Source organism: Streptosporangium sp. NPDC003464 (assembly GCF_053588315.1).
Window position 1 is genome coordinate 1 of sequence record NZ_JBSFPS010000250.1, and the last position, 14,659, is coordinate 14,659.

Annotated in this window: 12 protein-coding genes and 1 pseudogene; 8 read left to right on the forward strand and 5 right to left on the reverse strand. The window is 70.4% G+C overall.

Features of this window, described 5'->3' with window-relative positions:
• Positions 1-310 (forward strand): annotated as a pseudogene (locus tag ACWDS7_RS38095) (SAM-dependent methyltransferase); the annotation flags it as partial.
• A gap of 115 nt (positions 311-425) precedes the next feature.
• Here ACWDS7_RS38095 and ACWDS7_RS38100 read toward each other — a convergent pair.
• Positions 426-1,265, reverse strand: a complete 840-nt coding sequence (locus tag ACWDS7_RS38100; RefSeq protein WP_451933214.1) for a serine/threonine-protein kinase — start codon at positions 1,263-1,265, stop codon at positions 426-428.
• Positions 1,266-1,333: 68 nt separating this feature from the next.
• On the reverse strand, positions 1,334-3,232 hold the full coding sequence (locus ACWDS7_RS38105; RefSeq protein ID WP_306858638.1) for an N-6 DNA methylase: 1,899 nt from the start codon (positions 3,230-3,232) through the stop codon (positions 1,334-1,336).
• An 84-nt stretch (positions 3,233-3,316) separates the two neighbouring features.
• Here ACWDS7_RS38105 and ACWDS7_RS38110 point away from each other — a divergent pair, with 84 nt between their 5' ends.
• A complete protein-coding gene (locus ACWDS7_RS38110; RefSeq protein ID WP_451933215.1) occupies positions 3,317-4,114 on the forward strand; it encodes a PP2C family protein-serine/threonine phosphatase in 798 nt (265 codons plus the stop codon).
• A 147-nt stretch (positions 4,115-4,261) separates the two neighbouring features.
• On the opposite strand, the gene ACWDS7_RS38115 is transcribed toward ACWDS7_RS38110, so the two are convergent.
• From ACWDS7_RS38115 to ACWDS7_RS38125, 3 genes are read right to left on the reverse strand one after another with little or no spacing between them, the layout of a single operon-like run.
• Complete coding sequence (locus ACWDS7_RS38115) at positions 4,262-5,278, reverse strand: phosphoribosylaminoimidazolesuccinocarboxamide synthase (protein ID WP_451933216.1); 1,017 nt, start codon at positions 5,276-5,278, stop codon at positions 4,262-4,264.
• On the reverse strand, positions 5,199-6,890 hold the full coding sequence (locus ACWDS7_RS38120) for a beta-N-acetylhexosaminidase (protein WP_451933217.1): 1,692 nt from the start codon (positions 6,888-6,890) through the stop codon (positions 5,199-5,201). Before ACWDS7_RS38120 ends, ACWDS7_RS38115 begins: the two co-directional genes overlap by 80 nt.
• Positions 6,887-8,131 (reverse strand): Gfo/Idh/MocA family protein, encoded by a 1,245-nt coding sequence (locus ACWDS7_RS38125; RefSeq protein ID WP_451933218.1) that lies wholly within the window; start codon positions 8,129-8,131, stop codon positions 6,887-6,889. The genes ACWDS7_RS38120 and ACWDS7_RS38125 overlap by 4 nt, the downstream gene beginning before the upstream one ends.
• A gap of 125 nt (positions 8,132-8,256) precedes the next feature.
• On the opposite strand from ACWDS7_RS38125, the gene ACWDS7_RS38130 reads away from it, so the two are divergent.
• The 6 genes from ACWDS7_RS38130 (at position 8,257) to ACWDS7_RS38155 (ending at position 14,427) form a co-directional block, all read left to right on the forward strand.
• Positions 8,257-9,381 carry an ROK family protein gene (locus ACWDS7_RS38130; protein ID WP_451933219.1) on the forward strand — a complete coding sequence of 375 codons (1,125 nt, stop codon included), beginning with the start codon at positions 8,257-8,259 and terminating at the stop codon, positions 9,379-9,381.
• Entirely contained in the window at positions 9,378-10,061 is a 684-nt protein-coding gene (locus ACWDS7_RS38135) for a tyrosine-protein phosphatase (RefSeq protein WP_451933220.1), read from the forward strand. The genes ACWDS7_RS38130 and ACWDS7_RS38135 overlap by 4 nt, the downstream gene beginning before the upstream one ends.
• Before the next feature lie 94 nt (positions 10,062-10,155).
• The gene (locus tag ACWDS7_RS38140; protein ID WP_451933221.1) at positions 10,156-11,415 is read left to right on the forward strand and encodes an ABC transporter substrate-binding protein; all 1,260 of its coding nucleotides are present in this window, start codon (positions 10,156-10,158) and stop codon (positions 11,413-11,415) included.
• A gap of 134 nt (positions 11,416-11,549) precedes the next feature.
• The gene (locus ACWDS7_RS38145; RefSeq protein WP_451933222.1) at positions 11,550-12,392 is read left to right on the forward strand and encodes a carbohydrate ABC transporter permease; all 843 of its coding nucleotides are present in this window, start codon (positions 11,550-11,552) and stop codon (positions 12,390-12,392) included.
• On the forward strand, positions 12,385-13,209 hold the full coding sequence (locus ACWDS7_RS38150) for a carbohydrate ABC transporter permease (protein ID WP_306858629.1): 825 nt from the start codon (positions 12,385-12,387) through the stop codon (positions 13,207-13,209). Before ACWDS7_RS38145 ends, ACWDS7_RS38150 begins: the two co-directional genes overlap by 8 nt.
• Positions 13,210-13,296: 87 nt before the next feature.
• Positions 13,297-14,427, forward strand: a complete 1,131-nt coding sequence (locus ACWDS7_RS38155; protein ID WP_451933223.1) for an endonuclease/exonuclease/phosphatase family protein — start codon at positions 13,297-13,299, stop codon at positions 14,425-14,427.
• Positions 14,428-14,659 lie beyond the last annotated feature (232 nt).

Here is a 14,659-nt window from a genome sequence, read left to right on the forward strand (position 1 = left end):
CGCCGACCTCGGTGCGCTCCTGAGCGAGGCCGGGGTGGAGCGGGCGGACGCGGTGGTCAGCACGCTGCCGTGGTCGCTGTTCCCCGGCGAGCGGCAGGAACGGATCCTCCGTGAGATCGGCCGGGTGCTCGCCCCGGCGGGGGCGTTCACGACCGTGACCTATCTGCACGCCGTACCGCTCGCGGGGGCCAGGGCCCTGCGACGGCGGCTGCGGTCGGCCTTCGATGAGGTGCTGACCACCGGGCCGGTCTGGCGGAACCTGCCACCGGGGATGACATACGTCTGCAGGCGGCCGGTCACCCGTGTCTGACCTGCTCGGCAGGCACGGCCGCTGGGCGGTGGCCGGTGGCCGGTGGTTCGGCAGCGCGCGTACGCTCACTCCCCGGCTCGCGGGCTGGGCCGGCATTGGGTGACCCGGGGCAGGCTCAGGCGAGGACGCGGCCGACGACCCGGGCGTACATCCGGCCGGGGCTGGGGACCGACGGAGGGTTGAGGAAGCCGGGGAGCATGGGCAGGTCGACGGCGAAGGGCTGCAGTCGTTCGTAGAGGATCTCGGCCCCGGCGGGGCGCCGGTCGGGGTCCTTCTCCAGGAGGTCCTCGATCAGCCGGTTCAGCTCGGCCGGGACGCCCGGGACGGCGGGCGGCCGTTCCTTCACCTGGCGCTCGTAGACGGCGTATTCGGTGGGCCCGGTGAACAGCTGCCGGCCCGTGAGCATCTCGTGGATGACGCAGCCGAGGGCGTAGAGGTCGCTGCGGGGATCGACGAGGCCGCGCTGGATCTGCTCGGGAGCCATGTAGGCCGGGGTGCCGAGGATCTGGCCGACCCGGGTGAAGCGGGTGGAGTCGGTCTCGCGGAGCATGGCGAGGCCGAAGTCGAGGACCTTGACGCTGCCGTCGGGGCAGAGCATCAGGTTGGTCGGCTTGAGGTCGCGGTGGTAGATGGACAGCGCGTGGGCGGCCGACAGCACGGCGCAGGCCTGGGCGGCGATCGCGGCCGCCCAGGGGACCGGGAGGGGGCCGTGCTCGCTGAGCAGGTCGGCCACGGTGACGCCGTCGATGAACTGCATCACCTGGAAGAGCCGGTGGTCGAAGGTGCCGAAGTCGTAGAGGACCGGCGCGCCGGGGTGCTCCAGCTTCGCCAGGATGCGGGCCTCACGGAGGAAACGCCGGTTCAGCTCCTCGTCGGGGCCGGTCAGCAGCCGCAGGAACTTGACGGCCACCCTGCGGTCGAGGTGCTTGTCGTGGCCGCCGTAGACGGCGCCCATGCCGCCCTGGGCTCGAGCACGTATCGGTCGCCGATGACCATCCGACCCTCCCGTGGACGTCGCGGGGATCACACCCCTTGGTCGCACGGCCGGAGGTGGCCGTCGACCAGTCCGTCAAAGCCTAGCCGGATCAGCGTTTCCCCCAGCGCCGTCGTCTCGCGCACCCGGTCTTCCAACGCGAACAGCTCACGGAAGGCCGTGCCGTACTTCCGCTGGTCGGCGAGGGGCAGCATCGGCACCCGCGCCCGCCGCACGTCGAGGCGGCTGGAGCTGGAGTGGACGCGGGTGGCGTCGGCCGAGCGCAGGAAACCGGCGAGGAAGTCGGGGTCGAGCCGCTGCGGGTCCACCCGGTAGAGGGTGAGCTGCGGGCCGAGCGCCGCGCCGCTCCGCGTGATCACCCGGACCGCGCCCAGGGCGGTGGTCACGACGTCACCGGGCCTGACCATGACCAGGGCGGGGTCGAGGGTGGTCCATCCGGAGGGAGACGCGCCCAGGGCGGTGTCGTCGGCGGTCAGGACCGGGAGCGGTCCCTCCTCGGCCGACATCTTGGCCGGGGCCTGCAGGATGGAGATCAGGCCCGCCTTGGCCAGCTCGCCGACGGTGGTGGTCGGCAGGTCCTGCCGTTCGGCGAGCAGCTCAAGGGCCGGGGGCCCCTCCGGCAGCGTGGCCGTGATGTCACGGAAGCGGTCGAGGGTGCCGGTGAAGTCCCGCAGGAAGTCGGGGCCGCCCTGCTGCGGGCGGTGCCGGGCCGGGCTGAGGTCCACCTCGTCGTCGAGCAGGTCGATGATCCGCACCGTACGGCAGTCGCCGGACAGCTCGGCCTCCGGGTCCCGTGTGTAGGCCCGCCAGGCGGCCTCCACGGCCGACAGGTCCTCACCCGCGTCCATCATCAGCAGCTGGGAGGGGGGCCGCCCGCCGTCGGGGCGGCGCAGCATCCACAGGTCGGGACCGCCGGGGCCGAGCGTCACCACGGCCCGCAGCGCCCCGGTGCGCAGCAGGTTGCCCCGGATCCGCTTGCCGGGGCGGCGCCCGGCCGCCGCGGCCGGCATCAGGATCGCCACCAGGCCGCCCGGCCGGACATGGGCCAGGCAGTGCTGCACCCAGGCGAGCTCGGACTCCCCACGCGGCGGCAGGCCGTACTCCCAGCGGGGGTCGCCGGTCAGCTCCTCGTAGCCCCACGCGCGCTCGTTGAAGGGGGGGTCGCAGACCACGGCGTCGGCGAGCTCGCCGGCCAGGCCGTCCTCGCGCAGCGAGTCGCCGGCGACGATCCGCGCCCCGGCCCCGCGCAGCAGCAGCCGGACGGCGGCGAGCAGCGCGTTCGTCTCGTTGATCTCCTGGCCGAGCGGGGAGCCGGTGTGCAGCAGGAGGGTCCCGACGCCGCAGGCCGGGTCCAGGACGGTCCCCCCGTCCGGGTCGGCCAGGCGGGACATCAGCGCGGCCACGTCGTCCCGGGTGACCGAGAGCTGGCGGGAGTGGGCCTCGACGTAGCGCTCGCAGAGGAACTCGAAGGTCTCCAGCGGTCCCCGTTCGGCGGCCAGTTCGGCCACCAGCCTGACGAGCGCGAGGTCGTCCAGCCGCAGATCGGGGTGGCCGGGAAGATCTGTCGTCGCGGCGGCCAGGCCGGTGAGAGACTGTGTGCCGTGCTCCCGCCACGCCGCCGGCTCCCGTTGCAAGAACAGCAGGAACGCGCCGACCCGGCCCACCAGGTCGCCCAGGCGCAGGTCGTCGGCCGAGGTCCGCAGCCGCTGCCAGACCAGGTCGCCGAGGGAGACCTCGAAAGATTTGCCGTTGCGACGCAACCATGCGGCGATCTCGGGCAGGGAGAACAGCGGGCTGGAGGCCGTACCGCCCACGGGCTGGGGAAAGTCGTCGTGGCGGCGGCGCCAGTTGCTCACCGCGGCACGGCCGACGGAGGCGAGCCGGGCGATGTCGCCCGCGTTCACCGTGATGTCCTGGCTCTCCTCCATACTGGGCCACAGTAGTTGACTGTGCCGCAACGGTCTACAACACCTTTGCTTGTGAAGTGCTTCAACCAATGCTTTACTGCCTTCATGGCACTGAACGAAGGATTGGCACTGCGCTACGCGGCCCGCTCCGACGTAGGCGTCCGCCGTGAGGCGAACGAGGACTCGGGCTACGCGAGCGCGCGCCTGCTCGCCATAGCCGACGGCATGGGCGGCCACGCGGGTGGAGAGGTCGCCAGCTCACTCGCCGTGACAGCCATGGTGGCGCTGGACGAGCGTCTTCCCGACAGCGGTGTCGACCTGGCCGCCGCGCTGAAGGACGCGGCCAGAGACGTCAACCACACCCTGCACGACATGAGCGAGCAGGACCCCACGCTGCGGGGGATGGGCACCACCCTGACCGCCATGCTCTGGGACGGCGCCACCTTCGCCCTCGCCCACGTCGGCGACTCCCGCGCCTACATGCTGCGCGACGGCGCCCTCTACCAGATCACCCACGACCACACCCTGGTCCAGTCGCTGGTGGACGAGGGCCGGATCACCCCGGAGCAGGCCGCCGAGCACCCGCGCCGGTCCATGGTGCTTCGGGTCCTGGAGGGCACCGGTGACGGTGAGCTGGACCTGTCGCTGCGCGAGGCCCAGCCCGACGACCGCTACCTGCTCTGCTCCGACGGCCTGACCGGCGTGGTCGGTCCGGAGACCCTCTTCAACACGCTGACCGAGATCGACGACCCGGCCGAGGCGGCGCGCTGGCTCATCGACCTGGCGAACCGGGGCGGCGGTCCCGACAACATCACCTGCATCGTGGCCGACTTCGGCGCCCACCCGGTCTCCGCCGAGCGGTCCGTCGTGGGCGCCGCGGCCGAGCGGAGACTGGCGCACTGACGTCCCGGAGCCCGTCGCGGCCCGGCATCCCGGAGCCCGTCGCGGCGGACCGGCGCGCCGGCGTCCCGGAGCCCGTCACGCGCGGGGCCGGCACCCACGCCGGGCGGGAGCCGGCCCCACGCGGGGTCTCCGGCCCGGACGGGAGGTCTACCAGGTCTTGCCGGTGATGCGCTCGTACGCCTCGACGTAGCGGGCCCGGGTGGCCTCCACGACCTCGGCGGGCACCTCCGGCGCGGGCTCCTTCTTGTCCCAGCCCGTGCCGGTCGCCCAGTCGCGGACGTACTGCTTGTCGAAGGAGAACTGCGGGTGGCCGGGCTCCCACCGGTCGGCGGGCCAGAACCGCGAGGAGTCGGAGGTCAGCACCTCGTCGCCGAGCACGAGCGTGCCGTCGGCGGCCCAGCCCAGCTCGATCTTGGTGTCGGCGATGATGACGCCGCGCTCGCGCGCCAGCTCCGCGCCGCGCCCGTAGACCGCGAGCGTGATCCGGCGCAGCTCCGCGGCGACCTCGGCGCCCTCCTGCGCGACCACCTGGTCGAAGGCGATGGACTCGTCGTGCTGGCCGAGCGGGGCCTTGGTGGTCGGGGTGAAGATCGGCTCGGGGAGCCTGTCGCCGTCCACCAGGCCGGGCGGCAGCGGCACACCCGAGACCGACCCCTGTGTCCCGTACTCCACAAGCCCGCCGCCGGTCAGGTAACCGCGCGCGATGCACTCGACCGGCACCATCCTCAGCTTCCGGCACCGTACGGCGCGGCCCTCGAACTCGGCGGGCACGTCGGTGGCGGAGATGACGTGGTTGGGCACGATGTCGGCGAGCTGCTCGAACCACCACAGGGAGAGCTGCGTGAGGATCTTCCCCTTGTCGGGGATGGGCGTGGGCAGGATCACGTCGTAGACCGACACGCGGTCGGAGGCCACGAGGATGATGTCCCCCCGGTCCTCGTATACGTCGCGGACCTTCCCGGAGTGGAGAAGCTTCACTGTGTTTTCCCTGCTCTCGCGCGATCTCGTGCTGGTACACCAGGCGGTAACAGAGTAATCGGCCGCCTGGCGATACCGAAAAGGAGGCCGCGGAGCCGCCGGCCGGTCAGACCTCCGGCCGGCCGTAGTGGGCGACGATGTTCGCGGTCCACCGCCGGACCTGCGCGTCGACCTCCGCGTGGTCATGAGGCAGACCGGCCGCGTCGGGCCGGGTCTGCCACGGGTGAGGCCCGTGCTCGGGCCTGAACTCCACGCCGAGCGCCTCCAGCCGGCGCTCGTGGGAACGCAGGCGCCTGCGGAAGTCGGTGAAGTCGCGCCGTCGTGGCCCCCACACGACCTCGGCGAAGGCCGCCAGTCGCGGGAAGGCCATGTAGTCGAGATGCCGTGGGGAGTCGATGTGCTCGGTCCAGATGTTCGCCTGGGCGCCGAGGACGCGCCGTGACTCCTCCCCGGTGAGTTCAGGCGGCACGGGCTCGAACCCGTAGACGGCCTCAAGGCTGATGACGTTGCCGATGGGCACCGGCTCCGCCGGATCGCCGGACTGCCGGAAGTCGAGGTAGAGATCGGTGAACGGGCAGGTCACCACGTCGTGCCCGAGCCTGGCGGCGGTGACGGCCCCGAAGGTTCCCCGCCACGACGCCACGGTCGTGCCGCGCGGCAGGCCGCCTTCCAGGATCTCGTCCCAGGCGTACGGCTTGCGCCCGCGGGCGATGAGATACTCGGTGAACTGGTGGACGAACCAGCTCTGCAGCTCGTCCTCGTCCCGCAGCCCGAGTTCGCGCATCCGCCCCTTCGCCGCCGGACTGTCGCGCCACTGCGCCTTCGGGACCTCGTCTCCGCCCACGCAGACGTAGTCGCCGGGGAAGAGCTCCAGCACCTCGTCGAAGACCGCCTTGAAGAAGGCGATGGTGCGGTCCTCGATGTTGAGGACGTTCTCCACCACACCCCAGGTGGTGCCGACGGGCAGGGGCTCGTCGAGGTTGCCGAGTTCGGGGTAGGCGGCGATGGCGGCCTGGGTGTGACCGGGCAGGTCGATCTCGGGCACCACCGTGATGAACCGGTCGGCGGCGTAGGCGACGATCTCCCGGATGTCGTCCTGGGTGTAGTAACCGCCGTGCGGCCGCCCGTCGTACTGCCCGTGGACCACTGCGCCCACGGTCGACTCGCGGCGCCACGCGCCGACCTCGGTGAGCCGGGGGAAGCGCTTGATCTCCAGCCGCCAGCCCTGGTCGTCGGTGAGGTGCAGGTGCAACACGTTCAGCTTGTGCGTCGCCAGCAGGTCGATGTAGCGCAGCAGATCATTCTTGGGGAGGAACCTCCTCGCGACGTCGATCAGCACCCCGCGCCAGGCGAAGCGGGGCGTGTCCTCGACGGTCACGGCGGGCACGGACCACGGGCCGCGCCCGACCGCTCCGGCGCGGAAGGCGTCGGCGGGGAGCATCTGGCGCAGGGTCTGCGCGCCGTAGAAGGCCCCCGCGGGATCGCCCGCCTCGATCCGGACGGTGGCGGAGGTGACCTGGAGGCGGTAGGCGTCTCCGGCCAGATCCGCCGCGTGGACGAGCTGGATCGTTCCGGGACCGGGTGGACCGGACGGCAGCGCGAGCCGCGTCGCCGGACCGAGCGCGCCTCGCAGCCAGTGGCCCACATGCTCGAATGCCGGGTCGGAGGCGATGGCGGTGTCATGGCCGAGGACGAAACAGCCTTCGGCCGGGGTGATCAGGGTCGGCCGGGGGATCACGGTGTCGGCGCCGCCCACCGGATTCCCGGCCGGGTTCTCGAAGTCGGACGCGGAGTTCACAGGGCCTGCACCGTCCCGGTCTCGCGGGCGCGCTCCGCCGCCCAGACGAGCAGATGGCCCGCGAGTGCCTCATGCGGGTCACATCCGAGCAGTCTCTGGTCTCCCGCGGCCACGGCGTCGAGGAAGGCCGCCGTCAGGCCCGCGTCTCCTCCTCCGTGGCCGTCCGCCGCCGACGCCCCCGCCCCGCTCCGCGTGTCGATCAGCTCCTCCTCGCCCGTGCGGAAGTCCACGATCCGCAGTGTCATGCCGTCTCCCTCGAGATAGCCGTGCGTGCCGAACAGCCGGGTTCTGCGGTGCTCCAGCGGGGTGAACGCGGTCATGGTGAACGACGCGGTGACTCCGCCCTCGAACTCCATCGACACCACCTGCTGATCCACCACGTCGTTGTCGCAGTCGTAGACGCACCGGCCGTAGGGACCGGTCTCCAGCGCGTGGAGGACGGCCTCGGCCGTCGGCTCGGCGGTGACGGCGCCGAGGGGCCAGAACTCGGTCTTCGGATCGCCCAGGCAGCCCAGGTAGAAGCGGGTGGCCGAGTAGGGGCAGTCGGCCTCGACGGCACAGCCGGTGCACCGCTCGCCCGCGCCGGCCGGGCGGTTCTCCGGCCGGAAGTGGAGCAGGCCGCCGAAGGAGGACACCCGGACCGGCCGCAGGCCGATCACGTGCAGCAGCCAGTCGATGTCATGACAGGACTTGGTCAGCAGCATGGGTCCCGAGGTGTCGGCCCGCCGCCAGTTCCCGCGCACGAACGAATGCGCCTGGTGCCACCAGCCGACCGGTTCGAGATGCTGGACACTCGCCAGGTCGCCGAGCCTGCCCTGGTCGATCACGGCCTTCAGCGCCAGGGTGTAGGGCGTGTAGCGCAGGACATGTCCTACGGCGAGGATGACCGAATGGCGTTGGACCGCCGCGACGATCCGCCGGGCGTCGGCTTCCACCGGCGCCATCGGTTTCTCCAGCAGGATGTGGTAGCCCAGCTCGGCGAAGGCCACCGCGGGGTCGACGTGCAGGTGGTCCTGGGTCGCGATCACGACGGCGTCGGCGACCTTGCCGGCTGCGGCCATCTCCGCCCAGTCATGGAAGGTTCCGGCGGGGGAGAGGCCGAACTCGGCGGCGAACCTCTCCCTGCGCCCCCGGTCGGGCTCGGCGACGGCCACGATCCGTCCGCGTCCGGTCCGCACCGCTTCCCTGGCGTAGATGAATCCCCGCATCCCCGCGCCGAGCACGGCAAGACTCACAGTCATTAATCTCGTATCTCCGGCAAGCCAGGTGATTAATAATGGAGTACATCATTAGTCGCGGCACGACGAAAGAGTCAAGAGGGGATGCCATGGAAGGTGTCGGGGGTGACCTCCAGAGGTTGCGCCAGTTGAATTCGCTCGCCAGCCTGCACGCGTTACGCGGTTCGCCGCCGCTCACGCTCGCCGAGCTCGCGCGGCGCACCGGCCTGTCCCGGGCCTCGATCAACGAGGTGATGGCGGACCTGATGGACCGGGGGTGGGTGGCGGAGGTGCCCCCCGCCTCCGGTGCCATGGGCCGGCCGGCGCGCAGGTACCGGTTCCGTTCGGACGCCGGATACGTGCTCGGTCTGGACATCGGCGTCGACAAGGTGCGCGCGGCCATCACGGACCTGAACGGCGAGGTGATCGCCGGCGGGCGCACGGCCGTGGGGGCGGAGACGCCCAGACAGGAACGGCTGGACGCCGTGGACCGGGCCATAGCGGCGTGCCTGGCCATGTCGAACGTGCCGGTGGCGGACATCTGGGCGATCACGGCCGGCACCGTCGGCGTGGTGGATCTGGAGGGCCGGGTGACCACGGTCTACGCGATCCCCGACTGGGCGGGGGTGGACCTCCCCGGGCATCTGGGCAGGACGTTCGGGCAGCCGGTGCTCGTCGCCAACGACAGCAAGCTCGCCGCCCTCGCCGAGCAGCGGCTCGGCGTGGCGCGCGAGGTACGCGACCTCGTCTACCTGCACGCGGGGCGCAGGCCCGGCGCGGCGATGATCGTCGACGGCAAACTCCACCGGGGCTTCAGCGGCGCGTCGGGCGAGGTCGGGCTGCTGGACGCGGTGCGCTGGATCCACATGGCGGAACACCTCGAACGATGTCCCGGGTTCGCGGGGCATCCGCCGGACCAGGTCGCGGGCCTGGTGTTCGAGGCGGCACGCGCGGGCGATCCCGCGGCCCTCGACGCGGTCGGGCGATATGTGGCCGACCTCGCGATCGGGGCGGCGGCCCTGATCCTCACCCTGGACCCCGAACTGGTCGTCCTGGGCGGTGGTTTCTCCCGCTCGGGTGACGTGCTGCTCCAGCCGCTGCGCCGGGCACTGGAGCCGTCGTGCCTGCGCATGCCCGAGATCCGGCTGTCGAGCCTCGGTGAGGACTCGGTGGTGCTGGGAGCCGCCTGCCTGGCCATCGACCACGTGAACCGGCTCCTGCTCTCGGCCGACGACCCCCTGCTCGCGCTCAGCGCGCCGAGGGCGGTCACGTGAGGCGGCCGCTGCCGTGGCCCGGCTGCCGCAACGCCCGTGACCTCGGAGACCTGCCGGGAATCCGGGACCGCGCGCTGATCCGGTCGGAGGGCCACGAACGACTCACGGCGGAGGGCCGGCGGGCGCTGCTGGCCTACGGCGTCAGCCGGGTGATCGACCTGCGTCTGCCCGCCGAGTGCGAGCGGCTGCCCAGCCCGTTCGCCCGTTCTCCCGTGTACCGCAACGTGTCGGTGCTCGGCCCGCGGGACATCCTCCTCGCCGGCATGGGCGCCGACCTCGCCGAGATCTACCGGGTGATCCTCGACGACTTCGCCGCGTACGTCACCTCGGCCGTGGCGGCAGTCGCCCAGGCCCCGCCGGGCGGGGTGGTCGTTCACTGCCACTCCGGACGTGATCGCACGGGCCTCGTCACGGCCCTCGCCCTCAGGGTCGCCGGGGTGTCCCGCGCGCTCGTCGCCGAGGACTACGCGCTCACCGCGGCCCATCTCGGGCTTGAGGAGGACGCGGACGACACGGCCCGCGCGCACTTCGAGCAGACCCGGCCGGAGACGATGCTGGCCACGCTGGAGCACCTGGACAGCCGGTACGGCGGCGCGCTGCCGTACCTTCTCGGCCACGGGATGCGGGAGGCCGATGTACGTGCTCTTAAAGGACGTATTTGTGCGGACCTATTGACGTGAAGACCGTCATCTCCATACTTGCGATGTAGACCATCGAAAGTATGGCATTGCCGCCTCGTGGCGGATACTTGCGTGCACCCCCCTGGAGGTTCCCATGGCCCGACGTCTGTCGTGCCTGATCACCGGCGCAGTGGTCGCCACCACCATGCTCAGCGGTTGTGGTGGCGGCGACACGGACGGTGGCGGCCCCGTCGAGATCTCCTACGGCATCTGGGACCTTGAGCAGCAACCGGCCCTGGAGCAGGCGGCGGCCGAGTTCAGCAAGCGCAACCCCGATGTCAAGGTCAAGATCCAGGTCACGGGCTGGGACGAGTACTGGGCCAAGCTCAAGGCCGCGGCGACCGGCGGCGCGGCGCCCGATGTCTTCTGGATGAACGGCCCCAACTTCAAGCTCTACGCCTCCAACGGCATGCTGCTCCCGCTGGCGGACAGGATCGCCGCCGAAAAGGTGGACATGTCGGTCTTCCCGAAGTCTCTGGTGGACCTCTACACCTATGAGGGCAAGTCCTACGGCCTTCCCAAGGACTTCGACACGATCGGCCTCTGGTACAACAAGAAGCTGTTCGACGCGGCCGGCCTGAAATACCCGGACGAGTCGTGGACCTGGGACGACCTGCGGGCCGCGGCGAAGAAACTGACGAAGGCGGACAAGAGCGTCCAGGGGATCGCGGCGGAGCTCAACAACCAGGCCACCTTCTACAACACCATCGCCCAGGCCGGCGGCTACGCCCTCTCCCCGGACGGCACCACGTCCGGCTACGACCAGCCCGCCACCATCGAGGGGCTGAAGTTCTGGACCGACCTCATCAAGGACGGCCTGTCCCCCACGCAGCAGCAGATGACCGACAGCAAGCCGGTCGAGATGTTCGAGTCGGGCAAGGTCGCGATGTACTACTCGGGCAGCTGGTACGCGACCCGATTCAACAAGAACACCGCCACCAAGGACACGATCGACGTGGCCCCGCTGCCCGCCGGCAGGAAACGGGCGGTCGTCACCCACGGCGGCGCCAACGTGGTGTTCGCCAAGTCGGAGCACGCGGACGCCGCATGGAAGTTCGTCCGCTTCCTCGGCTCCAAGGACGCCGCCGACATCATCGGCCGCTCCGGTGCGGTCATCCCCGCCTACGCCGGAACCCAGCAGGCGTGGATCGACTCGGCTCCGCAGTTCCACCTGAAGGTCTTCATCGACCAGCTCGCGGTCTCCGTCCCCTATCCCAGCTCCAAGAACACCGCCGGATGGATGGACGAGGAGCCGAAGTACCTGTCCAAGGCCTGGACCGGTGAGGTCGGCATCGAGGAGGCTGCCAAGGACCTCGCGGCGAAGATGAACGCCTCGCTCGCCCAGGAAAAGTGACCTCGTCGATGACGGCGCACGCTTCCGCCGAGGCCGCTCCGAGCCTGGAGGGCCCTGCTCCCGGCTCGGAGGGCCCCTCGGGGTGGCGCGCGTTCAGCGGACGCCGCCGCAGCGAAGCCCTCTGGGGTCTGCTCATGATCGCCCCTCTGGGGCTGGGGCTCGCGGTCTTCTACCTGTGGCCCATCGCGCAGACGTTCTACTTCGGGTTCACCGAGTGGGGGCCGTTCGGCGGCAGCGAGTGGACGGGCCTGGCCAACTACGAACGCCTCCTCGCGGACGAGGAGGTCTGGACCGCCCTGGGCAACAGCATCGCCTACACCGCTCTGGTGCTCCTGGGCGTCCCCGTCGCCGTCGTGTTCGCGGCGCTGCTGAACCAGCGCCGGCTGCGCGGCCGCGGGATCTTCCGCACGGTGTACTTCCTGCCGGTGGTCACCATGCCGAGCGCGGTCGCGATGCTCTGGCAGTATCTGTACAACGGCGACTTCGGCGTGCTGAACCAGCTACTGGCCCTGGTCGGCGTCGACGGCCCCTCGTGGGTGTCCGATCCCCGCACCGCGATCTACGCACTCGCCGCGATCGGTGTGTGGATGGCCTTCGGCTACAACCTCGTGATCCTGATGGCCGGGCTGCAGAACGTGCCGAAACAACTCTACGAGGCCTCCGCCATCGACGGGGCCGGCCCGGTCCGCCAGTTCGTCTCCATCACCGTGCCGATGCTCAGCCCGACCATCTTCTTCGTCTCGGTCATCTCGGTGATCGGCACGCTGCAGATGTTCGACCTGGTCTATCTGATGATGCCGGCGGGCAGCCCGGCGCTGCCGGCCACCCAGACGATCGTGCATCTCTTCTACTCCACGTCCTTCGTGCGGAACGACCCGGGGTACGGCGCGGCCATCGCCTTCGTGCTCTTCGTCGTGATCGCGCTGCTGACCGCGGTGCAGTTCCGGATCCAGCGCAGGTGGGTGCACTATGTATAGCCGCCGGTGGGCGCTGGCCGCCTCCTACGCCGTCCTCCTCGTGGGTGCGCTCCTCGTCGTCGGCCCCTTCGTCTGGCAGGCCCTGACCTCGGTCAAGTCCTTCCAGGACTCGGTCCGCATCCCGCCGGTGGTGCTGCCGTCCCCGTGGGACTGGTCAGGCTACGCCCGTGTCTTCGAGGTGATGCCGCTCGGCCGCCAGTTCGTCAACACCGTGCTGATGGCGGGCGGGCGCACCATCGCCCAGCTGATCTTCTGCTCGCTGGCGGCCTTCGCCTTCGCCCGGCTGGAGTTTCCCGGACGCCGGTTCTTCTTCGGGCTGTTCCTCGTGGTGCTGATGGTGCCGTCGCAGCTGTTCGTCATCCCCCAGTTCCTCATCATGCAGCAGCTGGGCTGGCTCAACACGATCCAGGCTCTGATCGTGCCGGGCATGTTCAGTGCCTTCGGCACATTCCTGCTCCGCCAATTCTTCGTCGGCCTGCCCCGGGAGCTGGACGAGGCGGCCGAGCTGGACGGGTGTGGGCCGCTTCAGAGGTACTGGCGCATCCTGCTGCCGCTGAGCAGGCCGGGGCTGATCGCGCTCGCCGTGCTCACCCTGCTGTGGTCGTGGAACGACCTCATGTGGCCGCTCATCGTCAACACCGACCCCGAGATGATGACCCTCTCCGCAGGCCTGGCGGCGCTCAGCGGTCAGCACAACATCGAGTACCCCGCGCTCATGGCGGGTTCGCTGATGGCCACCGCCCCGGTGATCGTCATCTTCGCGATCCTGCAGAAACAGGTCATCGAAGGCATCGCCAACACCGGCGGCAAATCCTGATCATCGGTCCCCCTCCTCCCCCAAGGGCGATGTGTGATGTCAAAAACCCCCCAATTCATCACATTCATTGTTATTTCCCTCTTATCGGTGCTGGCCGTACAACCCGCACCGGCTCAGGCCGCCGTGGCCGTCAGACCGAAGATCATGCAGTTCAACCTGGCCGGCGGAGAGTGGTGGAAGGGCACGAAGACCCCTGCCGTCAACGCGATCGCCACCACCGCGCGGCAGGTCCGGCCCGATGTGATCACACTCAACGAGATCTGCCGCGACCAGTACGAAGCCCTGCGGAACATGTTGAAACCCGCCGACGGCAACGGCTGGCAGATAACCGGGTGGGACTTCCACGCCGAGGCCGACAGCCTGAAGTACACCCGCTGCCTGGGCCTCAAGGGGACGAGTGAACCCTGCTACGCCGCGGGCACCTGCCACCTGGCGGTCGGTTCGGCCATCCTGACCCGCCTGAACGCGAGCGACCGGAAGCTGTGGGACCTGCCGGGTTTCGTCCGCGGCGACGGCGCCGAGTACAAGATGCTCTGCGTCAAGACCTGGCTGCCGGTCGAAGCCTCACCGGCGCGCAACCAGTACTCCCAGGTCTGCGTCACGCATCTGGATCCCGTCGGCGGAGTCGTGGACCCGGCCAGGATGGTGGGCGGCTGGAGCTCGTTCTGCCTGCCGAAGACCGCGACCTGGCCGGGGGAGGACATCCGGCACTGCCAGGCGAGCGTGATCCGCGCCCGGCTCGAGGAGAACATGATGATCCCGGACGCCAACGGGCGCTACGCGCCCCTGCTGGTCGCGGGGGATCTGAACCAGCGGCTGGACGAGGTCGCCTTCACCTCCTACCCGGAGGTCCAGCAGCGTGCCGCCCAGGTCACCCCCGGCCGCCGCTACTTCGGATTCTCCGACTTCCAGCCGCCCGGGACGGTTCCCCTGAAGTTCCACTACCGGGAGGCGGGGGCGGCCACCGACCCGTGGACCTTCTGCAGCGTCCCCGGCGTTCCCACGGACGCCCTGCCGCCGGTCGACGTCTCCTGCCGGCTCGACCACACCCCCGTGAAACTCGACCACGTCGTGTACCAGACCGAGTACTGGCACACCCCCACGGGCCAGGCGACGACCATGTACCGCACCCCTGGCGACAGTTCCTCCGGTCTGCTCTCCGACCACCGACGTTACGACGCCCAGCTGACCTGGCAGCCGCTCCCGCCACTGAGCTGACGAGCGCCTTCCCGACAGGCTGACGCGACCTCTGACACGAGCGCATCCCCGACAGGCTGACGCAACCCCCAACAGAGGAGAACATGTGCGCACCCCCCTCCGCCGCAGGATCGCAACGGCAGCGTGCCTTGCCCTGACGGCACTCGTCGCGGCCCAGCCGGGCATGGCACAGGCCCAGCCGCGTGAAGATCCCGTGGACGTCCAGCTGTTGTCCATCACCGACTTCCACGGC